This window comes from Acidovorax sp. GW821-FHT10A04 (genome assembly GCF_059415825.1).
Genome location: NZ_JBWKNZ010000001.1, coordinates 480999 through 500932, shown reverse-complemented (window position 1 = coordinate 500932; position 19934 = coordinate 480999). Strand labels below are relative to the sequence as shown.

The window sequence follows — 19934 nt, the reverse complement described above, 5'->3', positions numbered from 1 at the left end:
GCCGAGAAATTGGCGCTGCCCATGCCGGGACTGCCGCGCAAGGGCCGCCCCGCCGCGCTGGCAGTGTCCCCCTTCCCGAATTGCGCAGCAATTCGAGAGAAGGGGGAAGGCGCGAAGCGACTCAGGGGGATGTACCGAATCAATCCCAGGCGGGAGCCAGGCCGTCAGGATTCACGAGGCGGCCGCCGCGGTCCAGCGCGGCGATCTGCGCCATCTCGGCATCGGCGAGGCGCAACTGCTGTGCCAGGAGATTGCTGGCCAGGTTCTCGCGCCGGGTGGACGAAGGGATCACCGCGTAGCCCTGTTGCAACGCCCAGGCCAGCGCCACCTGGGCCGTGGTGGAGCCGTGCGCGCGGGCAATGGCTTCGATCACCGGGTCGTTCAGCACCTTGCCGTAGGCCAGCGTCATGTACGAGGTGACGTGGATGCCCTGGCTGCGGGCGAAGTCGACCACGGCGCGGTTCTGCAGGTAGGGGTGCAGCTCGACCTGGTTGGCGGCGATGGCGCCTGCGCCCACGGCGGCAATGGCCTGCTGCAGCAGCGCCACGGTGAAGTTGGAGACGCCGATCTGCGCGGCCAGGCCCTGGGCCCTGGCTTCGGCCAGGGCGCCCATGAACTCGGTCACGGGGACGGCACCGCCGGGCGAGGGCCAGTGGATCAGCGCCAAGTCCACCTGCTCGCTGCGCAGCTTGGCGAGGCTGTCTTTGAGGCTGGGGATGAGCTTGTCCGCGGCCAGGTTCTCGGTCCAGACCTTGGTGGTGATGAACAGTTCGCCGCGCGGCACGCCGCTTTCGGCGATGGCCTGGCCGACGGCCGCCTCGTTGCCATAGATCTGGGCCGTGTCGACCAGGCGGTAGCCCAGGTCGAGAGCGTTGCGCACCGAGTCGATGGCGACCTGGTCCTGCAGCCGGAAGGTGCCCAGGCCGAATGCGGGAATGGAAGAAGAATGCATGGGAAAGCTCCGTGTCAAAGGGATTGGGAAAAGAAGGGTTCAATGGCCCACGGGCACCGGTCCGCTGGCGCGCACCGGGATGCCGGCACGGCGGTCCAGTACGCCGCTGTAGTGCGCCAGGGCCAGGGAGCCCAGCACCACCACGGCGCCGATCCAGGGCGTGTGCATGAGGCCCAGGTGCGTCACGATCAGGCCACCGGCCCAGGCGGCGCCGGCAATGCCCAGGTTGAAGGCGGCGATGTTCAGGCCCGAGGCCACGTCCACCGCCTGGGGCGTGAAGCGCTCGGCCTGCTTGACCACGTAGACCTGCAGCCCGGGCACATTGCCGAAGGCCACGGCGCCCCAGAGCAGCACGGTCACCAGCGCCAGCCAGGGGTGCGGCGCGGTGAACTGCAACAGCAGCAGTACGGCGGCCAGCAGCGCGAACACGATGCGCAGCGCAGGGATCGGGCCCAGCCGGTCGGCCAGCCGGCCGCCCCAGATGTTGCCCACCGCGACCGACACGCCATACACCAGCATCACCCAGCCGACCGCGCCGGCGCTGAAGCCCGAGATGTCGGTGAGGATGGGCGCGAGGAAGGTGAAGGGGATGAAGCTGCCGCCGTAGCCGATGGCCGTCTTGGCATACACCAGCAGCAGGCGTGGCTCGGCCAGCACCCGGGCCTGCTGCAGCAGCGAGGCCGGAGGGGTGTGGGCGATGTTGCGTGGCACGAAGAGCGCGCTGCCGGTGAAGGCGACCACACCCAGCGCCGAGACGGCCAGGAAAGTCTCGCGCCAGCCGAAGTGCTGGCCGATGAAGGTGCCCAGCGGCACGCCGGTGACCAGGGCCACGGTGAGGCCGGTGAACATGATGGCAATGGCACTGGCGGCCTTCTCGCGCGGCACCAGCCCGGTGGCGATGGTCGAGCCGATCGAGAAGAACACTCCGTGCGCCAGGCCGGTGAGGATGCGCGCGGCCACCAGCGATTCGTAGCTCGGTGCCTGCCAGGCGAGCAGGTTGCCGGCAGTGAACAGGGCCATCAGCGACAGCAGCAGCGCCTTGCGCGGCAGCTTGCCGGTCAGCGCGGTGAGCACCGGGGCGCCCACGGCGACCCCCAGCGCATACAGGCTCACCAGCAGGCCCGCCGAGGGGATGCTGATGGACAGGTCGGCCGCCACGGTGGGCAGCAGGCCGACGATCACGAACTCCGTCGTGCCGATGGCGAATGCGCTGAGCGTCAGCGCGAGCAAGGCAATGGGCATGGAAACACTCCTGTGGGAATGGACAGGAGTGTGGGTTTTTCAGTCGTGCAGAAAAAGACGGTTACGCTCGATAGATACTTGACTGTGAATCAACAATCGAGGCTGGAAAAATCCATGAAAACCACCCTGGAAGAGTTGCAGGCCTTTGTCGCCGTGGTCGATGGCGGGTCGATCACCGCTGCCGCCGACCAGCAGGGGCAGACGGTCTCGGGCATCAGCCGGGCCCTGGCGCGGCTGGAAAAGAAGCTCGAGACCACGCTGCTGCGCCGCACCACGCGGCGCATCGAGCTGACCGAGGAGGGGCAGGGCTTTTTGCAGCGCACGCGCGCCATCCTGGCGTCCATCGACGATGCAGAGGAGCACATGGCGGCGCGGCGCCAGCAGCCCGCTGGACGGCTGCGCGTGAATGCGGCCACGCCCTTCATGCTGCACGCCGTGGTGCCGCTGGTACCGGCGTTCCGCGCGGCCTACCCGCAGATCACGCTGGAGCTCAACACGGATGAGATGAACATCGACCTGCTGGAGCAGCGCACGGACGTGGCCATCCGCATCGGCCGGCTGCAGGACTCGACGCTGCATGCGCGGCCGCTGTGCACCAGCCGCCTGCGCGTGCTGGCCAGTCCCGGCTACCTGGCGCGCATGGGCAAGCCCAAGGGCGTGGCCGACCTGGCCGGCCACATGCTGCTGGGCTTCAACCAGCCCGAGTCACTCAACCGCTGGCCGCTGCGCGGCGTGCACGGGGATGAATGGCCCATCGTGCCCAGCCTCACCGCGTCGAGCGGCGAAACCCTGCGCCAACTGGCGCTGCAGGACGTGGGGCTGGTGTGCCTGTCGGATTTCATGAGCGCGGGCGACCGCGAGGCCGGCCGCCTGGTGCAGGTGCTGGCGCGCGACACGGTGGACGTGCGCCAGCCCATCAACGCGGTCTACTACCGCAACACGCAGCTGGCCGCGCGCATTGCGTGCTTCCTGGATTTTCTCCAGGAACGAATGGGCTGAGCTCGACCGCTCAGCCGCGTGCGGGAATGTTCAACCCTTTGGCCACGGCCGGGCGCGCCACGAAGGCGTCCAGCACGCGTTTGATTTCCTTGAACTGGTCGAACTCCACCAGTTCGCCCGCGCCATAGAAGCCCACCAGGTTGCGCACCCAGGGCAGGATGGCGATGTCGGCAATGGTGTACTTGTCGCCCATCACCCACTGGCGGCCGGCCAGGCGCTGGTCCAGCACGCCCAGCAGGCGCTTGGACTCGGCCACGTAGCGGTCGCGCGGGCGCTTGTCCTCGAAGTCCTTGCCGGCGAACTTGTGGAAGAAGCCGAGCTGCCCGAACATCGGGCCCACGCCGCCCATCTGCCACATCACCCACTGCAGGGTTTCATAGCGGGCCGCTGCGTCCTGGGGCACCAGCCGGCCGGTCTTGTCGGCCAGGTAGACCAGGATGGCGCCGGACTCGAACAGCGCCAGCGGCTTGCCGCCCGGGCCATCGGGGTCGAGGATGGCGGGGATCTTGTTGTTGGGGTTGAGCGACAGGAACTCGGGCGAAGTCTGGTCGTTGGTCTCGAAACTCACCAGGTGCGGCTCGTAGGGCAAGCCCAGCTCTTCAAGCGCGATCGAGGCCTTCACGCCATTGGGCGTGGGCAGCGAGTACAGCTGGATGCGGTCCGGGTGCTGGGCGGGCCACTTGCGGGTGATGGGGAAAGCGGAAATGTCTGCCATGGGCTCCTCGTTCGTTGTGTCGCAAGAGAATGAAGCCGCTAGCCTAAACGCCTTGGCCGATTCCGTGCCCGATGGGGGTATTGCCATTGCCACGGTCTCTGGCAGGGCCGGCCTTGCACCGACGATAATCCGGGCATGAAGATCCACTTCACCAAAATGCAGGGCGCGGGCAACGACTTCGTCGTGCTCGACGAGACCCGCGCGCGCCTGAATCTCACGGCCAGCCAGTACCGCTACCTGGCAGACCGCCATTTCGGCGTGGGCGCCGACCAGATCCTCACCGTGCGGCCCTCGCCCGCCGAGGGCATCGACTTCGAATATGTGATCCACAACGCCGATGGCGGCGAGGTGGGCCAGTGCGGCAACGGCTCGCGCTGCTTTGCACGCTACGTGCGCGACAAGGGCCTGACGGACAAGGACACGATCCGCGTGCAGACGCTCAGCGGCGTGCTCTCGCCCCAACTCAATGCCGACGGCCGGGTCACGGTGGACATGGGCGTGCCGGTGCTCGACGAGCCCCGCGTGCCCTTCGATGCCGCAGCCCTCACTCCCACGGCGCAGGGCAAGGGCCGCACCTGGCCGCTGTCGTTCGACGTGCAGGGCATCCCGGTGACCGTGCCGGTGGCCGTGGTCTCCATGGGCAACCCGCATGCGGTGCAGCTGGTGGACAGCGTGGATACGGCGCCCGTGGGCCTGTGGGGCCCGCTGATCGAGAGCCACGCGCGCTTTCCGGAGCGCGTGAATGCCGGCTTCATGCAGATCGTGGACCGGGGCCATGTGCGCCTGCGCGTGTTCGAGCGCGGCACGGGCGAGACCCTGGCCTGTGGCTCGGGCGCCTGTGCGGCCGTGGCCGCCGGCATCCGCCTCGGGCTGCTCGACCAGGAGGTGCATGTGGACATGCACGGCGGGCGCCTGACCATCGCCTGGAGCGGGCAGGATTCCGACTCCCTTTTCATGACCGGCCCGGCCACCACCGTATTCGAAGGCCAGATCGACATTCCGGACGCAGCATGACCAACCCCAGCACCCACATCCCGCCCATCACCGAAGACGATATCGCCCGCTTCCTGGAGAACACGCCCGGCTTCTTCGAGCGCCACGCCGAAGTGCTGGCCAGCGTGCAGATCACCAGCCCCCATGGGACCCGCGCCGTGAGCCTGCAGGAGCGCCAGGCCGAGATGCTGCGCGAGAAGATCAAGGGCCTGGAGCACCGCGTGATGGACATGGTGCGCAACAGCGGCGAGAACACCGCCATTGCGGCCAAGGTGCACCAGTGGACCAGCGCGCTGCTGCAGGTCAAGGAGCCCTTCGACCTGCCCGAGGCGGTGGTGGAGGGCATCCGCACCCTGTTCGACGTGCCCCAGGCCACCGTGCGTGTCTGGGACGTGGCCGGCCCCTACGTGGACGCCGACTTCGCCCAGGGAGCGAGCGAGGACGCGCGGGCGTTTGCCTCGTCGCTGACCATGCCCTTCTGCGGCCCGAACCTGGGCTTCGAGCCTGCCGGCTGGCTCGAAACGTCCGACGGCGTGCAGGCCCAGTCCCTGGCCCTGCTGCCGCTGCGCCAGGGCGCGATCGACAGCGCCACCCCGGCCTTCGGTCTGCTGGTGCTGGGCTCGCACGACCCCCAGCGCTTCGATGCCACCATGGGCACGGACTTCCTCTCGCGCATTGCCGAGCTGGCCAGCTCGGCGCTGGTGCGCCTGCGCTGAGCTGTCAGGCGGACGGACGGCTGTGCACGTGACCTCCGCCGCATCCGCCACCCCTGGCGCCGGCACCCCGGCGACAGACCCGCAGGTGCTGCGCTACCTGGAGCACGTGCGCGTGGAAAAGCGCCTGGCCGCACGCACGCTCACGCTCTACACGCTGGACCTGGAAAAGCTGGCGCAGTTTGCGGCCGGCGTGGGCCTGCCCCTGCTGCAGCTGCAGACGGCGCACATCCGCCGCTTCGTCGCGCAGATGCACAGCGGCGGGCGCAGCGGGCGCGGCATTGCGCTCATCCTCTCGGGCTGGCGCGGCTTTTTCGTCTGGGCCGGGCGCCAGGGCCTGGTGCCGCACAACCCGGTGCAGGACGTGCGCGCGCCCAAGGCGCCCAAGCCCCTGCCCAAGGCCCTGGGCGTGGACGACGCCGTGCGCCTGGCCGAATTCGACAACACCGGGGCCGACCCCTGGCTGGAGGCGCGCGACGCGGCCATGGTGGAGCTGCTCTACGGCTGCGGCCTGCGCGTGGGCGAACTCGCGGGGCTCGATGCCGTGGCCAGCGCCGACACCGAGCGCCAGGGCCGCGGCTGGATCGACCTGCAGGCCGGTGAGGCCCATGTCTTTGGCAAGGGCAGCAAGCGGCGCAGCGTGCCCGTCGGCAAGTCTGCCATCGAGGCGCTCCAGGCCTGGCTGGCGCTGCGCGCCGGGCCGTTCGGCGGCGAGGGCGCGGCGCGCCTGGATGCCGCGCTGTTCCTGGGCCAGCGCGGCGCGCGGCTCACGGCGCAGTCCATCTGGCTGCGGCTGCGCCAGCGCAGCCAGCAGGCGGGGCTGACCACGCCGGTGCACCCGCACATGCTGCGCCATTCGTTCGCCAGCCACCTGCTGCAGTCCAGCGGCGACCTGCGTGCCGTGCAGGAGCTGCTCGGCCACGCCAACATCACCACCACCCAGGTCTATACGCGCCTGGATTTCCAGCACCTGGCCAAGGTGTACGACGCGGCGCATCCGAGGGCGCGGCGCAAGCCTGGCTCCGAATAGTCCGAGGTCAGTTCGCTGTCACCGGCTGCGCGGCGATGAAGGCCGTCACCGCCGCCAGGTCCAGCGGCCGGGCAAAGTAGAAGCCCTGGCCCGTCACACAGCCCAGGCCCTGCAGCAGGTGGGCCTGCTCGGCGGTTTCGATGCCCTCGGCCGTGGTCTCCATGTGCAGCGCCTGCGCCAGTTCGATCACCGAATGCACGATGGCCTCCGACTCGGGGCTGCCCTCGATGGGGGCGATGAAGGAGCGGTCGATCTTGAGCCGATCGAACGGAAAACTGCGCAGGTAGGCCAGCGAGGAGTAGCCCGTGCCGAAGTCGTCCAGCGCAATGCGCACGCCCGCGTGGCGCAGCCGGTGCAGCGTGGTCATCACGTCGTCCGTGTCCTGCAGGAAGACCGATTCGGTGATCTCCAGCTCCAGCCGCCCAGGGGGCAGGCCGCAACGCTCCACCACCGCGAGGATCTTGTCGGCCAACAGGGCATCGTCGAACTGGCATACCGACAGGTTGACCGACATCACCAGGTCCCCCGGCAACTGGCGCGCGGCCTGGCAGGCGCGCTCGAGCACCCACAGGCCGATGTCGCGGATCAGGCCCGCTTCCTCGGCCACGGGGATGAACTCCACGGGCGACACGCTGCCAAAGCGCGCGCTGTTCCAGCGCAGCAGGGCCTCCAGTCCCGCGATGCGGCCCGAGGCCAGGTGCCATTGCGGCTGGAAGGCCAGGTGCAGCTCGCCCTGGGCCAATGCAGTGCGCAGGCCGTCCTCCAGGGCAATGCGCCGGTGGGCACGCTGGTCCATCTCGATGGAAAAGAACTGCACCTGCCCACGCCCGCGCTGCTTGGCCTCGTACAGCGCCAGGTCGGCATGGTGCAGCAGGGCGTCCACGTGGTTGCCGTCGTGCGGCAGGAAGGCGATGCCGATGCTCAGGTGCGGCGTGACGGCCAGGCCCGAGAGATCGCAGGGCTGCTCGATGGCGCGCACCAGGCGGTCGCAGAACACCTGCACCTCGGCGCGCGTGCTGGCGCCGTCGAGCAGGATGGCGAACTCGTCGCCGCCCAGGCGGGCCACCAGATCGCGGCTGCGCACCTGCTGCGCCACGGTCTTGAGCAGCAGGTCGCCGTTGCCGTGGCCGTAGGCGTCGTTGACGCGCTTGAAGTTGTCCATGTCCAGGCACAGCAGGGCTGCAGCACCGGCCCCTGCGCTGTCCAGCGCGCAATGCTGCTGCAGGCGGTGCTGGAAGTGGCGCCGGTTGGCCAGCCCGGTCAGCACATCGAAATGCGCCAGGCGGTGCATCTCGTCCTCGGCATGCTTCTTGTGGGTGATGTCCACGCCCACGCCGCGCCAGTCCTGCAGCGTCTGGTCCAGCCGCCAGATGGGCTTGGCCGTGAGCGCCCACCAGCGCAGCTGGCCGCCGATCACCAGCGGAACCAGCAGATCGCGGAACGGCTGCGGTCCCTGCAGGGCGGCCTGCAATGCCTGCAGGTGGCTGCTTGGGTCCACGCCATGGCTTGCGCCCTGGTGGGTGCGGGCGATCAGCTCCACCAGGCCCAGGTCGGGATCGTCCTGGCGGCTGTAGCGCAGGGCCTGGTCCAGGCGGTTGGAGGAATGGCGCAGCGTGCCTTCGCTGGACACCTCCCAGAGGAAGTCGCTGGTGTTTTCCTCGAAATCGCGCAGCAGCAGGCCCACGATCTGCTGCTGGTGGGCGGCATCGGCCTCGGCAGCCAGGCGCGAGCCATAGGACCGCGCCATCACGCGCACCGATGCGATCACCACCAGGCCATAGGTCACCAGCAGCACCAGCAGGGTCACCGTGCCCGGCTGGTCCATCGCCCTGAGCAGGCCCACGGCCGAGCCACCCGCGAGCAGCAGCACATAGCTCAGGGCGGCCTCGGGCACCGTCACCAGCGCGAAGCCGCCAGCGCAGATCATTCCGCAGCTGATTGCCAGGATCATCATCTGGTCCGGCGCCGGGGACGTGGCGAAGAGCGCCGCCGGTATGGCGCCCCACAGCAGCCCCAGCACGCCGGCGTGCTGGGCAGCGCGCCGGATGGCCTTGCGGGAGGCCAGCAGGCGCGGTGGGCGCTGGCGTGCGCGTTGCCAGGCGAGCAGCCCCTGCGCCGCCACGAACAGCAGGGCCAGCATCCAGGCCCAGAGCCACGAAGGCACCGTCGCCAGGCGCCAGGCAATGAAACACCCATTGAAGACGTTGACAGCCATGGCCAGCGGGGTCAGGCGCAGCATGGCCTGCAGCTGCTGGGCGCGAAAGCTCGCGGCCAGCGGTTCATCCGCCTCGTAAGGGGCCAGCCATTGCTGCACGCGCGCGGGCAGCAGCGATAGGGCGTGGGGTTCTGCCATGCAAGCGGGTTGGTTGGGGGCAGCGGCCGCCGGCACCGGGGGCTCGGCGGGCTGCGTCATCACACATCCAAGGGGTTGGCGGAACACACTTTCTTGCCAGGTCCATTGTGCACCGGTCCGGCAGGGCGTGCGCACGGGTAACACCTGAGGGCATGCCGCAAGGGAACCTTTGGCGCCGCCCGGGCTCCGATGGTTGCGGCAGCGCCATCGCGCTGGCGCGACCCAAGAACCACTGGAGAGGAGCAGAGCGATGGGACGCTGGATCAAGGCCAACAAGGGATTTCTCGTGCTGCTGATGTGCTTCGGCCTGTTCCGCACGGCGGTGGCGGACTGGAACCCCATTCCCTCGGGCTCCATGCGGCCCAACCTGGTCGAAGGCGATGTGGTGTTCGTCAACCGCCTGGCCTACAACGTGAAGATTCCGCTGACCGACGTGGTGCTGGCCCCGATGGGCGAGCCCAGGCGCGGCGACGTGGTGACCTTCTCGTCGCCGCTGGACGGCACGCGCCTCATCAAGCGCCTGGTGGCGGTGCCCGGCGATACGGTGGAGATGCGCGACGAAGTGCTCATCATCAACGGCGAAGCCGCCCACTACGACGCACCTCAGGCGTTGCAGGAGGCCGTCGGCCTGGGTCGCACCGTCGATGCCACGCGCATGACGGAGCAGGTGCAGGGCCACGAGCGCCGTGTGCAGTGGCTGCATGGCGTGACGGCGCGCAGCAGCTTCGCTCCGGTGACGGTTCCCGTGGGCGAGTACCTGGTGCTGGGCGACAACCGGGACAACAGCGCCGACTCGCGCTACATCGGCCTGGTGCCGCGCCACCTGCTGATCGGCCGGGCGGTGGGCGTGCTGGTGTCGGCCGATACCGAGCGCTACTTTCTGCCGCGCTTCGAGCGCTTCGGCAAGGCGCTTTGACCCGCCACCGGATTGGAGGCCGCGGTCTGCGTTTCAGCCGCCGGCCAGGAGGGCGGGGTGGGCCTTGCGTCCTGGCAAGGCCAAAGCCGGGTAGTGCCTTCCTGGCAGCTTGAAGGCCGCCACTGTCTCCACCAGCCCATGGGCCTGGTGGCTCAGGCCGGCTGCGGCCGCGGCCATCTCTTCGACCAAGGCAGCGTTCTGTTGGGTGCCCTGGTCCATCTGCGTCACGGCCTCGTTGATCTGGTCCACCCCTGTGCTTTGCTCGCTGCTGGCCGCATTGATTTCTCCCATGATCTGGGTCACCTGCCGGATGGAGTCGACCACCTGGTGCATCGTCTGGCCTGCACGGTCGACCAGTGCCGTTCCCGCTTCGACGCGCTCCACACTGGCGCCGATCAGGGTCCTGATTTCGTGCGCCGCCGCAGCAGCACGGCCCGCAAGGGTGCGCACCTCGGTGGCCACCACGGCAAAGCCCCGACCCTGATCGCCGGCGCGGGCCGCCTCCACCGCCGCGTTGAGTGCCAGGATATTGGTCTGGAAGGCAATCGAGTCAATCACGCCGATGATCTCGGTGATCTGCGCCGAGCTTTCGTGGATGCGCTTCATGGTATCGACCACCTCGGCCACCACGGCGCCCCCCTGCTGTGCCATCGTGGAGGCGCAGAGTGCCAATTCATTGGCCTGGCGGGCGATGTCGGCGTTCTGGCGCACAGCGGAGTTCAACTGCTCCATGGATGCGGCCGTCTCTTCCAGGGCGCTGGCCTGTTCTTCCGTGCGCAGGGAAAGCTCGGTGTTTCCTTGGGCTATCTGCCCTGCGGCACTGGCAACGCTCTCAGAGCTTTGGTGTACCAGGGCGATCATGGTCACCAGGCTGTCCTGCATGCGTTTGAGCTGGGCCATCAGGCTGGTGGTGTCTCCCGTCTTGAGCGCGATGGACACCGTGAGGTCGCCGTGCGCCACTCTGTGCGCCAGATGGGCGGCGGTGCTCGGCTCGGCACCCAGCTGGTGGATGATGCTGCGTGTCACCACCGACCCGAACACCAGCGTAAAGGCCAGGCCCACGGCAAGCGCACTGGCGACAAAAAGCAGCGTCTCGCGGTAGGAGTCCACGGCGCGGTCGTATTCGGCGCGCGCGGTATCGAGTTGCACCTGCACCAGGCCTCCCAGCACATCCTGCAGCGGGTCCAGTGCGGGGTACATGTCCTTGGCGGCAAATGTGGTGAGGGCCGCCATGTCATTGCGCTGGAGATGGGTTTCCAGGGCTGCGACGGCAGCATCGGCACCCAGGTGCAGCTGTTGAAACTGTCCGACCAGGCGCGTCTCCTCGGGCACGAGGCTGGTTGCAAGGTAGGCGCCCCATTGGTCGCGGATGTCCTTTTTGGCCTTGCCGATGAAGTCGAGTCCCTGTCGGGCCGTCAGTGCCCCGTCACGCACCTTGTGTGCCGTATCCACGATGTTGACCGCGTAGGCGTCTGACACGATCTTGATCTGCTGGAGTGGAACCACGCGATCCTGGTAGACCGTGTTGAGGCCCGCATTGGATCGCTGCATTCCCATCAAGCCTGCAGCGCCGATCACCACGGTCAGCGCGCACAGCACCAAGAGCAGCAGTGACAGGCGGGTGGAAACTTTCAGCTGGTTGAAGTGCATGGCATCAGCTCGCTTGGTTGGAGTTCGTGGGTCTGCCCGGCGCATGCGGCACGAAAACGGATGTCGCGATGGCGCTGGCCGCCAGAAAATCCGATGGAAACGGCGGGGTTTTGTATCACTTAAATCCAGCCATGGCGAAATGAATTTGACACACTGGCCGGGCGGGGGCGCCTGTGGCCGCAGGGCTGCTTCCAGCGGCGGTTCGGGCTGCGCAGGAGGGAGCCGCCTCGTTCTCTGAAAGAATCGCCGGGCAACGCAAACCGCAGCGCCCAGCCGGCACAATCGAGGGCATGAAAACCCTTCGCCTTCGCCCTGGCAAGGAGCGCTCGCTCCTGCGCCGCCACCCCTGGATCTTCGAGTCGGCCATCGCCAAGGGCGGTGGCGACAGCGGCGAGACGGTGCGCGTCGAGTCGCACGAAGGCCAGTTCCTGGCCTGGGCCGCATTCAGCCCCAGTTCGCGCATCCGCGCACGGGTGTGGAGCTTCGACGAGGCGCAGCGCATCGACGAACCCTTCTTCATCGCCGCCTGCGCGCGCGCCATCATTGCCCGCGCCCGGTTCGACGTGCAAAGCGATGGCATCCGCCTGGTGCACGGCGAGTCCGACGGTCTGCCGGGCCTGATCGTGGACCGCTACGGCGACACCCTGGTGGCACAGTTCACCAGTGCCGGCACCGAGCGCTGGAAGAATGTGCTGGCCGACGCCCTGCTGCGCGAGACCGGCCTTGCCCGGCTGTACGAGCGCTCCGATGCGAGCGTGCGCGCCCTGGAGGGCCTGGAGCCCGCCACCGGCTGGCTGCGTGGCGGCCCGGTGGCCGGCGCAGAGGCGCCGCCCGTGGAGCTGACCATCCACGAACACCAGTGGCGGCTCACGCTCAACATTGCCGAAGGCCACAAGACCGGCTTCTACCTCGACCAGCGCGACAGCCGCAAGCGCTTTGCCGACTATGCGCGCCGCCTGGGCTTCCAGCATGTGCTCAACTGCTTTTGCTACACCGGCGGCTTCAGCGTCGCGGCGCTGGCCGGCATGCGTGCGGCCGAGGCGGCCGGCGGCCCGGGGGGCGGGCAGGTGACCTCGATCGATTCCTCGGGCCCGGCGCTGGAGCGGGCACGGGCCCACGTGGTGCTCAATGGCTTCGACGTGAACCGGGCGAGTTTTCTCGATGCGGACGTGAACGCCTCGCTGCGCCAGTTCCTCAAGGAGGGCCAGCGCTTCGACGCCATCGTCCTCGATCCGCCCAAGTTCGCGCCCACCGCAGCGCATGCCGAGCGCGCCGCGCGCGCCTACAAGGACATCAACCGCCTGGCGCTGCAGCTGCTCACGCCGGGCGGCGTGCTGTTCACCTTCTCCTGCTCGGGGGGCATCAGCGCCGACCTGTTCCACAAGATCGTGGCCTCGGCCGGGGCCGATGCCGGGGTGGACGGCTACATCGTCGAGCGCCTGGCGGGGGCTCCCGACCATCCGATGACGCTGGAGTTTCCCGAGGGCGAGTACCTCAAAGGGCTGGTGGTGATGCGCAAATCCTGACGCTCTGGGCCCCTGTGTTCGGGTGTTAACGCAACTTCCTTACATCAAGGGATGCGTTTTTGCTCCTGTATCCATAGCTGAAAAGTTATGACTGGTATTTTGTAAGGCGAAAAAGTAGGTGCACTCAGCGGAGTGGGTGTCCGGTGTGGTCTTGATTTCGTGGCTAAACTTCCACAACTTGTCCCCCTGGCATCCGCATCCTTTTCTAGGCTTTTTCCATGTCCCTCATTCCTGCCACCATCCTCACCGGCTTCCTGGGCTCGGGCAAGACCACCTTGCTCAAGCGCCTGCTCAGCGAAGCCCACGGCCAGAAGATCGCCGTGATCGAAAACGAGTTCGGCGAAGAGAACATCGACAACGACATCCTGGTGACCGAGTCCAAGGAGCAGATCGTGCAGATGAGCAACGGCTGCATCTGTTGCACCATCCGCGAAGACCTGCGAGAGACGCTGCAGCTCCTGGCTGCCAAGAAGCGCAAGGGCCTGCTCGATTTTGACCGCATCGTGATCGAGACCACCGGCCTGGCCGACCCCGGCCCCGTGGCGCAGACCTTCTTCATGGACGAGGAGATCGCCGAAACCTACCTCATCGACTCCATCGTCACCCTGGTGGATGCCAAGCACGCGCCCCAGCAGCTCAACGACCGCCAGGAGGCGCGCCGCCAGGTGGGCTTTGCCGACCAGATCTTCCTGTCCAAGACCGACCTGGTGAGTGCCGAAGAGACCGATGCCCTGATCCACCGCTTGAAGCACATGAACCCGCGGGCGCCGATCAAGGCCGTGCACTTCGGAGAAGTGCCGCTCAAGGAGGTGCTGGACCTGCGCGGCTTCAACCTCAACGCCAAGCTCGACATCGACCCCGATTTCCTCAAGGAAGAGGGCGCCCACGATCACCATGACCATGGCCATGACCATGACCACCATGACCATGAACACGGCGAGCACTGCGACCACCCCTCCCACCAGCATGGCGGCCATGGCCACCACCATCACCACGATGACGACGTCAAGAGCTTCGTCTTTCGCTCGACGCGTCCGTTCGATCCGGCCAAGCTCGAGGACTTCCTGGGCGCCATCGTCAATATCTACGGCCCGCGCATGCTGCGCTACAAGGGCGTGCTGTACATGAAGGGTACCGAGCGCAAGGTGATCTTCCAGGGCGTGCACCAGCTCATGGGCAGCGACCTGGGGCCACAGTGGGCCGAAGGCGAGGAACGGCTGAGCAAGATGGTCTTCATCGGCATCGACCTGCCCAAGGACATCCTCCTGCAAGGGCTGGAACAGAGCCTGGCCTGACCGGCCGGGGTGGTGGGTGCGGGATTGTCAAAGACTGTCCCGGAGCCCCGATTCCCCCGGATTGCCCTGTGGATGGGGTGATATGGGTGGCAAGATGTGTCGTATCTGCAACGTTTTCGTTTGCGCCAGCCCAGGTCGATACAATCGCGCCCCGGTAAAACCCCGGAAGGCTTGCCATCCACCCTTGGCTGCCAGCGCAGCCTGGGTCCGCCCGTACTGCGAGGAGACCAGGAAGTGAAAGCCGAAACCAGCAAATCCAAGGCAGCTGCGAAAGCAGCTCCGAGCGCGGGTAAAAGCACTGCCGTACCAGTGGCAGCCAAAGCTGCTGCAAAGGCTTCTGCCAAGACTGCTCCCAAGGTGGTAGCCGCCCCGGCTCCTGTCGCCCCCGCCCCTGCCCCGCAGGCGGGATCCCATGTACCCGTGCGCACGACCCGGCCTTCTTCCCGATTGGCCCAATTGACCGTACCATCCATGGCACAGGCAACGGCTTCCACCGCTGCCAAAGCCAGCTACCAACAGACCATGCCCACGACCGCGCAAGTGCATCCCACTTTCACTGCTGCCAAAAAAGACCCCAAGCTGGCCAACAACTGGAAAGCCAAGACGGCCCAGGAGCTGACCGACGCGGAGGTCCTGGCCATGCCTGACAGCGAATACATGAACGACAAGCAGATGGCGTTCTTTCGCCTGAAGCTGGTCCAGCTCAAGCAGGACATCCACAACAGTGCTGGTGAAACCACCGAGCACCTGCGTGAAGACACCGTGGTGGTGCCGGACCCTGCCGACCGCGCCACCATCGAGGAAGAGCACGCCCTGGAGCTGCGCACGCGTGATCGCGAGCGCAAGTTGCTCAAGAAGATCGAGCAGTCCATCGCCCGCATCGACGCAGGCGACTATGGTTATTGCGACGAGACCGGCGAGCCCATCGGCGTCGGCCGCCTGATCGCCCGTCCCACGGCCACGCTGTCGCTCGAAGCACAGCAGCGCCGCGAACTCAAGCAGAAGATGTTTGGTGACTGAAGTCTGCCCGGCCTGAACACACTCCTGCGCACGCACCCTCTCTCGCCTATCCCATGAGCAAGGAAGAAACCACGCCCGGCGGCCTGCTGTCCAAAATGGTGCGGTTTGTGCGCAACCCGACGACGAACTGGACCGAGCTCGACTCGCTCCAGGAGGACCGGGAAAGCCAGTACAGCAAGCAGATGCTCAAGGAGATGATCGAGCGCAAGCGCCGCAACGATTTCGTGCGCCGCCGTGAGTTCGATCAGCTGCGCAAGCTGCGCCAGCGCGAGGTGCTGCAAGGCCAGCGCACCGAGGACCCTACCGCACGTCCTTCGTTCTTCCAGAGCAGCATGGCCTCGCCCGACGAGCGCGCGGTGACGCTCAAGAAGATCGACGAGATCGAAGCGCAGATGTCGCAGCAGTGGTGGAAGAGCAAGGCCAATGGCGACGCGCCCACCGTGCCGGCGGATTTCCGCGGGGAGGACGAGGCCGCGGCGCGCGCCTTCGCGCCCACGGCTCCCGTCAGCCTGGCAGCACCTATTGCCGCCGCACCGGCTGCGGTGAAGCCACTTTTTGACGACGACAGCATGGCGATCGGCCAGTTTGGCGGCTCAGATGCGACCATGCGGGGAGAGCAGCAGCCCACCGAACTGGCATCGTTTGACCCGAGTCCGGCACCAACGCCCGAAACCGCATCCGCACCGGAGGAATTCGTGCACGAACCCGACCTTGAAGAAGCCGCCATCCGCTTCGCCAACGGCGATCACGCGGGAGCGGAGTCCGGCTTGCTCGATGTGCTGGCACAGCACCAGCAGGACGACCCGGCACAGCAGCTGGAAATCTGGATGACGCTGTTCGACCTGTACCGCGCCACAGGCCAGCACGACCGCTTCGACACCCTGGCCATCGACTTTGCCGCCGGCTTCAGCCGCTCGGCCCCCCTGTGGTTCTCCATGCCCGAGCAGCTCGGCCTGGTGCAGGAACAGGAGCCCAAGGCGGGCATGGCCCGCCGCGATTTCAGCTGGAACGCGCCCGCGCGCCTCACGGTGTCGTCCGTGGCGGCGCTGCAGGCGTCCATCGAGCGCTCTGCCGCCCCCTGGACCCTGGCGTGGACACGCATCGCCGGCATCGACGATGCCGCCGTGCCCCTGCTGGCCGACCAGTTCACCAAATGGGCGGACCGGGCGGGGCAGTTCGTGTTCTCGGGTGTGGACCGGCTCACCACCCTGATGGAGATCATGACCCAGTCGGGCGATCGGGCCTCGGGCCCCGAGTGGTGGCGCCTGCGCATGGCCGCGCTGCGCCTGATGGGCCGGCCCGACGAGTTCGAACTGGTGGCGCTCGACTACTGCGTGACCTACGAGGTGTCGCCACCTTCCTGGGTGGCGCCCAAGATGGGCTACTCGGACGACGCCACCGCGGCCAGCAGCCAGGCGGCGGCGCCTGCCGAGCGCGACATGCTGGCGTCGGATTTCGGCTTTGATGCATCCGTCCCGGCCACGCTGGACACCACGCCTGTGGCGTCGCTCAGCGGCCACATCGATGGTGATGCGACCCCGCTGCTGGAGCCCTTCCAGGCGCTGATGCGCCCCGGGGTGCCACTGGTGGTGTCCTGCGACAAGCTGATCCGCGTCGATTTTGCCGCTGCCGGCTCGGTGCTCAACTGGGCCGCAGAGCAGCAGGGCCAGGGCCACGAGGTGCATTTCCACAACCTGCAGCGCCTGGTGGCCATCTTCTTCAACGTGATCGGCATCAACGAGCACGCCTGGGTCCTCCCCCGCAAGAACTGACGGACAGGCTGGGTGCCCGCGCGGGGCACGGGCCTTGCCCTGGCTTGAAAACGGCACCGGCGCCCGCATCTGCGGCAGCTATGGACTCCTCTCACAACCATCCGGTGTTTCACGGCACCACCATCCTGAGCGTGCGCCGCCAGACCCCTGCCGGCATGCAGGTCGCCATCGGCGGTGACGGCCAGGTCACCCTGGGCAACATCGTCGTCAAGGGCTCGGCGCGCAAGGTGCGCAAGCTGCACCACGGCAAGGTGCTGGCCGGCTTTGCCGGTGCCACGGCCGATGCGTTCACGCTGTTCGAGCGCTTCGAGGCCAAGCTCGACAAGCACCAGGGCCACCTGGTGCGCGCCGCGATCGAGCTGACCAAGGACTGGCGCACCGACCGCGTGCTGCGCCGCCTCGAAGCCATGCTGGCCGTGGCCGACCTGGAGGCCTCGCTCATCATCACCGGCAACGGCGACGTGCTGGAGCCCGAGCAGGGCATTGTGGCCATTGGCTCGGGCGGGGCCTATGCCCACTCGGCGGCCAAGGCGCTGCTCAACCACACCGACCTGCCGGCGCAGGAGATCGTCAAGAAATCCCTCGAAATCGCGGGTGAGCTGTGCATCTACACGAACATGCACCACACGATCGAAACGCTGTAAGCGCCTCGCCCGGCGTACTCGTCCCGGGCTTTCCCTTTCATGGTGCCGGCCGCAGTGTGCTGTGGCGGCCGGTCCCTCCCTTGCTACCAGGTGGATCCCCATGTCGTCCATGACCCCCCAAGAAATCGTCTCCGAACTCGACCACCACATCGTCGGCCAGGCCGGCGCCAAGCGCGCGGTGGCCATCGCGCTGCGCAACCGCTGGCGCCGCCAGCAGGTCGAGGGCACGCTGCGCCACGAGATCACCCCCAAGAACATCCTCATGATCGGCCCCACGGGCGTGGGCAAGACCGAGATCGCGCGGCGCCTGGCGCGCCTGGCCGATGCGCCCTTGATCAAGGTCGAGGCCACCAAGTTCACCGAGGTGGGCTATGTGGGCAAGGACGTGGATTCCATCATCCGCGACCTGGCCGAGATCGCCGTGAAGCAGACCCGCGATGCCGAAACCCGCAAGGTGCGCACCCGGGCCGAGGATGCCGCCGAAGAGCGCATCCTGGACGTGCTGATCCCGCCGGCCCGTTCGGCTGCCGGCGCGGAGCCTGCTGCCGCCACCGACAGCACCGCACGCCAGGTGTTCCGCAAGAAGCTGCGCGAGGGTTCGCTGGCCGACAAGGAGATCGAGATCGAGGTGGCCGAGAGCCGGGCGGCGCTCGAGATCATGGGCCCCTCGGGCATGGAGGAGATGACCGAGCAACTGCGCGGCATGTTCAGCCAGATGGGCCAGGACAAGCGGCGTACGCGCAAGCTCAAGATCGCCGAGGCACTCAAGCTGCTCATCGAGGAGGAGGCCGCCAAGCTCGTCAATGAGGAAGAGATCAAGACCCGCGCGATTGCCAATGCCGAGCAGAACGGCATTGTCTTCATCGACGAGATCGACAAGGTGGCCGCGCGCCAGGAAAGCAGCGGTGCCGATGTCTCGCGCCAGGGCGTGCAGCGCGACCTGCTGCCGCTGGTGGAGGGCACCACGGTGTCCACCAAGTACGGCATGGTCAAGACCGACCACATCCTGTTCATCGCCTCGGGGGCTTTCCACTTGGCCAAGCCCAGCGACCTGATACCCGAGCTGCAGGGCCGTTTTCCGATCCGGGTGGAACTGGGCTCGCTGTCGGTGCAGGATTTCGAGGCCATCCTCGTGCAGACCCATGCCTCCCTGGTCAAGCAGTACCAGGCGCTGCTGGCCACCGAGGGGGTCACGCTGGAGTTCGCGCCCGAGGGTGTCACGCGCCTGGCGCACATCGCGTTCGAGGTCAACGAGCGCACCGAGAACATCGGCGCCCGGCGCCTGTCCACGGTGATGGAGCGCTTGCTTGACGAAGTCAGTTTCGATGCAACGCGACTATCGGGTCAGACCGTTGTTATTGATGCCGCCTATGTGGATGCGCGGTTGCAAACCCTGAGTCAGAACGAGGATCTTTCGCGCTACATCCTGTGACCACGGGCGCTGCGTTGAGGTATCACTTGCACAGGTCTCCGTAAGTGGTTCTTTCTCAAGGACTTTTGCTTGTTTGGCTTCTTTGGAGTCGCGCCTAAGTCCTTGATTTCATTGCAAAAGTTTGTTGTGCACCCCCTTGCTCGGTGTGCTTTTCCTGCTACAGTGCAAAAAAGTGCAATTAAGTGGTGAAAAGTGCCCTCAGCGCCCGATTCCAGGGCCCGAGTGGATTCCAACCGAGTGGGAAATCTGTCCGTGTTCCAAGGTGCCTCGTCGCTGAGTCTCGATGCGAAGGGTCGGCTGTCCGTGCCGACCCGGCATCGTGACGTCCTCGCGGCGACGGCAGGCGGCCAGCTCACGATCACCAAGCACCCCCACGGCTGCCTCATGGTCTTCCCCCGCCCCGAGTGGGAGAAGTTCCGCGAACGCATTGCCGAGCTGCCCATGTCCGCCCAGTGGTGGAAGCGCATCTTCCTGGGCAATGCCCAGGACGTGGAGATGGATGGCACGGGCCGTGTGTTGGTGTCGCCCGAACTGCGCGAGGCCGCCGGCATCTCGCGCGAGACCATGCTGCTGGGCATGGGCAACCACTTCGAACTCTGGGACAAGGCTACCTATGACGAGCAGGAGGCCAAGGCCATGCAGGGCGAGATGCCGGACGTCTTCAAGGACTTCTCTTTCTAAG

The 19934-nt window shown here is 67.1% G+C and carries 17 protein-coding genes; 12 read left to right on the top strand and 5 right to left on the bottom strand.

The features are described from left to right. Window positions 1-139 precede the first annotated feature (139 nt). Together dkgB and AC07PF_RS02270 are read right to left on the bottom strand one after the other, a co-directional pair. On the bottom strand, window positions 140-952 hold the full coding sequence (gene dkgB, locus AC07PF_RS02275) for a 2,5-didehydrogluconate reductase DkgB (RefSeq protein WP_494610748.1): 813 nt from the start codon (window positions 950-952) through the stop codon (window positions 140-142). A gap of 39 nt (window positions 953-991) precedes the next feature. Then, window positions 992-2194 (bottom strand): MFS transporter, encoded by a 1203-nt coding sequence (locus tag AC07PF_RS02270; RefSeq protein WP_494610747.1) that lies wholly within the window; start codon window positions 2192-2194, stop codon window positions 992-994. A gap of 114 nt (window positions 2195-2308) precedes the next feature. Here AC07PF_RS02270 and AC07PF_RS02265 point away from each other — a divergent pair, with 114 nt between their 5' ends. After that, a complete protein-coding gene (locus AC07PF_RS02265) occupies window positions 2309-3193 on the top strand; it encodes a LysR substrate-binding domain-containing protein (RefSeq protein ID WP_494610746.1) in 885 nt (294 codons plus the stop codon). A 10-nt stretch (window positions 3194-3203) separates the two neighbouring features. On the opposite strand, the gene AC07PF_RS02260 is transcribed toward AC07PF_RS02265, so the two are convergent. Beyond that, window positions 3204-3908 (bottom strand): glutathione S-transferase N-terminal domain-containing protein, encoded by a 705-nt coding sequence (locus AC07PF_RS02260; protein ID WP_494610745.1) that lies wholly within the window; start codon window positions 3906-3908, stop codon window positions 3204-3206. A gap of 135 nt (window positions 3909-4043) precedes the next feature. On the opposite strand from AC07PF_RS02260, the gene dapF reads away from it, so the two are divergent. The 3 genes from dapF to AC07PF_RS02245 are packed head-to-tail and all read left to right on the top strand — an operon-like array spanning window position 4044 to window position 6644. Beyond that, window positions 4044-4922 carry a diaminopimelate epimerase gene (gene dapF, locus AC07PF_RS02255; protein ID WP_494610744.1) on the top strand — a complete coding sequence of 293 codons (879 nt, stop codon included), beginning with the start codon at window positions 4044-4046 and terminating at the stop codon, window positions 4920-4922. After that, on the top strand, window positions 4919-5617 hold the full coding sequence (locus AC07PF_RS02250) for a DUF484 family protein (RefSeq protein WP_494608608.1): 699 nt from the start codon (window positions 4919-4921) through the stop codon (window positions 5615-5617). The genes dapF and AC07PF_RS02250 overlap by 4 nt, the downstream gene beginning before the upstream one ends. 28 nt (window positions 5618-5645) lie before the next feature. Then, window positions 5646-6644 carry a tyrosine recombinase XerC gene (locus tag AC07PF_RS02245; RefSeq protein ID WP_494608609.1) on the top strand — a complete coding sequence of 333 codons (999 nt, stop codon included), beginning with the start codon at window positions 5646-5648 and terminating at the stop codon, window positions 6642-6644. A 7-nt stretch (window positions 6645-6651) separates the two neighbouring features. Here the strand turns inward: AC07PF_RS02245 and AC07PF_RS02240 are convergent, their stop codons facing one another. Next, entirely contained in the window at window positions 6652-8997 is a 2346-nt protein-coding gene (locus tag AC07PF_RS02240) for a putative bifunctional diguanylate cyclase/phosphodiesterase (RefSeq protein ID WP_494610743.1), read from the bottom strand. 250 nt (window positions 8998-9247) lie between these two features. On the opposite strand from AC07PF_RS02240, the gene lepB reads away from it, so the two are divergent. Further along, window positions 9248-9913: a signal peptidase I gene (gene lepB, locus AC07PF_RS02235; protein ID WP_494610742.1), complete on the top strand. Its 666-nt coding sequence runs from the start codon at window positions 9248-9250 to the stop codon at window positions 9911-9913. Window positions 9914-9946: 33 nt separating this feature from the next. Here the strand turns inward: lepB and AC07PF_RS02230 are convergent, their stop codons facing one another. Beyond that, on the bottom strand, window positions 9947-11563 hold the full coding sequence (locus tag AC07PF_RS02230; RefSeq protein WP_494610741.1) for a methyl-accepting chemotaxis protein: 1617 nt from the start codon (window positions 11561-11563) through the stop codon (window positions 9947-9949). A gap of 290 nt (window positions 11564-11853) precedes the next feature. Between AC07PF_RS02230 and AC07PF_RS02225 the strand changes: the two genes are divergently transcribed. From AC07PF_RS02225 to mraZ, 7 genes are all read left to right on the top strand, one after another. Continuing rightward, on the top strand, window positions 11854-13089 hold the full coding sequence (locus AC07PF_RS02225; RefSeq protein WP_007857371.1) for a class I SAM-dependent rRNA methyltransferase: 1236 nt from the start codon (window positions 11854-11856) through the stop codon (window positions 13087-13089). A gap of 218 nt (window positions 13090-13307) precedes the next feature. Beyond that, entirely contained in the window at window positions 13308-14384 is a 1077-nt protein-coding gene (locus AC07PF_RS02220) for a CobW family GTP-binding protein (protein ID WP_494610740.1), read from the top strand. A 234-nt stretch (window positions 14385-14618) separates the two neighbouring features. Next, on the top strand, window positions 14619-15404 hold the full coding sequence (gene dksA / locus AC07PF_RS02215; protein WP_494610738.1) for an RNA polymerase-binding protein DksA: 786 nt from the start codon (window positions 14619-14621) through the stop codon (window positions 15402-15404). Window positions 15405-15457: 53 nt separating this feature from the next. Continuing rightward, window positions 15458-17176 carry an STAS domain-containing protein gene (locus tag AC07PF_RS02210; protein WP_007857376.1) on the top strand — a complete coding sequence of 573 codons (1719 nt, stop codon included), beginning with the start codon at window positions 15458-15460 and terminating at the stop codon, window positions 17174-17176. A gap of 80 nt (window positions 17177-17256) precedes the next feature. Further along, window positions 17257-17820 (top strand): ATP-dependent protease subunit HslV, encoded by a 564-nt coding sequence (gene hslV / locus AC07PF_RS02205; RefSeq protein WP_007857377.1) that lies wholly within the window; start codon window positions 17257-17259, stop codon window positions 17818-17820. A 100-nt stretch (window positions 17821-17920) separates the two neighbouring features. Further along, complete coding sequence (gene hslU / locus AC07PF_RS02200; protein ID WP_494610736.1) at window positions 17921-19252, top strand: ATP-dependent protease ATPase subunit HslU; 1332 nt, start codon at window positions 17921-17923, stop codon at window positions 19250-19252. 252 nt (window positions 19253-19504) lie between these two features. Then, a complete protein-coding gene (mraZ, locus tag AC07PF_RS02195; RefSeq protein WP_007857381.1) occupies window positions 19505-19933 on the top strand; it encodes a division/cell wall cluster transcriptional repressor MraZ in 429 nt (142 codons plus the stop codon). Window position 19934: the final 1 nt, after the last annotated feature.

What these genes read in the sequence shown, in the direction of transcription:
- AC07PF_RS02220 (WP_494610740.1), top strand. Translation starts at nt 13,308, where the DNA reads ATGTCCCTCATTCCTGCCACCATCCTCACCGGCTTCCTGGGCTCGGGC.
- AC07PF_RS02240 (WP_494610743.1), bottom strand. Translation starts at nt 8,997, where the DNA reads ATGGCAGAACCCCACGCCCTATCGCTGCTGCCCGCGCGCGTGCAGCAA.
- AC07PF_RS02260 (WP_494610745.1), bottom strand. Translation starts at nt 3,908, where the DNA reads ATGGCAGACATTTCCGCTTTCCCCATCACCCGCAAGTGGCCCGCCCAG.
- AC07PF_RS02210 (WP_007857376.1), top strand. Translation starts at nt 15,458, where the DNA reads ATGAGCAAGGAAGAAACCACGCCCGGCGGCCTGCTGTCCAAAATGGTG.
- AC07PF_RS02265 (WP_494610746.1), top strand. Translation starts at nt 2,309, where the DNA reads ATGAAAACCACCCTGGAAGAGTTGCAGGCCTTTGTCGCCGTGGTCGAT.
- dapF (WP_494610744.1), top strand. Translation starts at nt 4,044, where the DNA reads ATGAAGATCCACTTCACCAAAATGCAGGGCGCGGGCAACGACTTCGTC.
- hslV (WP_007857377.1), top strand. Translation starts at nt 17,257, where the DNA reads ATGGACTCCTCTCACAACCATCCGGTGTTTCACGGCACCACCATCCTG.
- lepB (WP_494610742.1), top strand. Translation starts at nt 9,248, where the DNA reads ATGGGACGCTGGATCAAGGCCAACAAGGGATTTCTCGTGCTGCTGATG.
- AC07PF_RS02230 (WP_494610741.1), bottom strand. Translation starts at nt 11,563, where the DNA reads ATGCACTTCAACCAGCTGAAAGTTTCCACCCGCCTGTCACTGCTGCTC.
- AC07PF_RS02250 (WP_494608608.1), top strand. Translation starts at nt 4,919, where the DNA reads ATGACCAACCCCAGCACCCACATCCCGCCCATCACCGAAGACGATATC.
- AC07PF_RS02270 (WP_494610747.1), bottom strand. Translation starts at nt 2,194, where the DNA reads ATGCCCATTGCCTTGCTCGCGCTGACGCTCAGCGCATTCGCCATCGGC.
- hslU (WP_494610736.1), top strand. Translation starts at nt 17,921, where the DNA reads ATGTCGTCCATGACCCCCCAAGAAATCGTCTCCGAACTCGACCACCAC.
- AC07PF_RS02225 (WP_007857371.1), top strand. Translation starts at nt 11,854, where the DNA reads ATGAAAACCCTTCGCCTTCGCCCTGGCAAGGAGCGCTCGCTCCTGCGC.
- dkgB (WP_494610748.1), bottom strand. Translation starts at nt 952, where the DNA reads ATGCATTCTTCTTCCATTCCCGCATTCGGCCTGGGCACCTTCCGGCTG.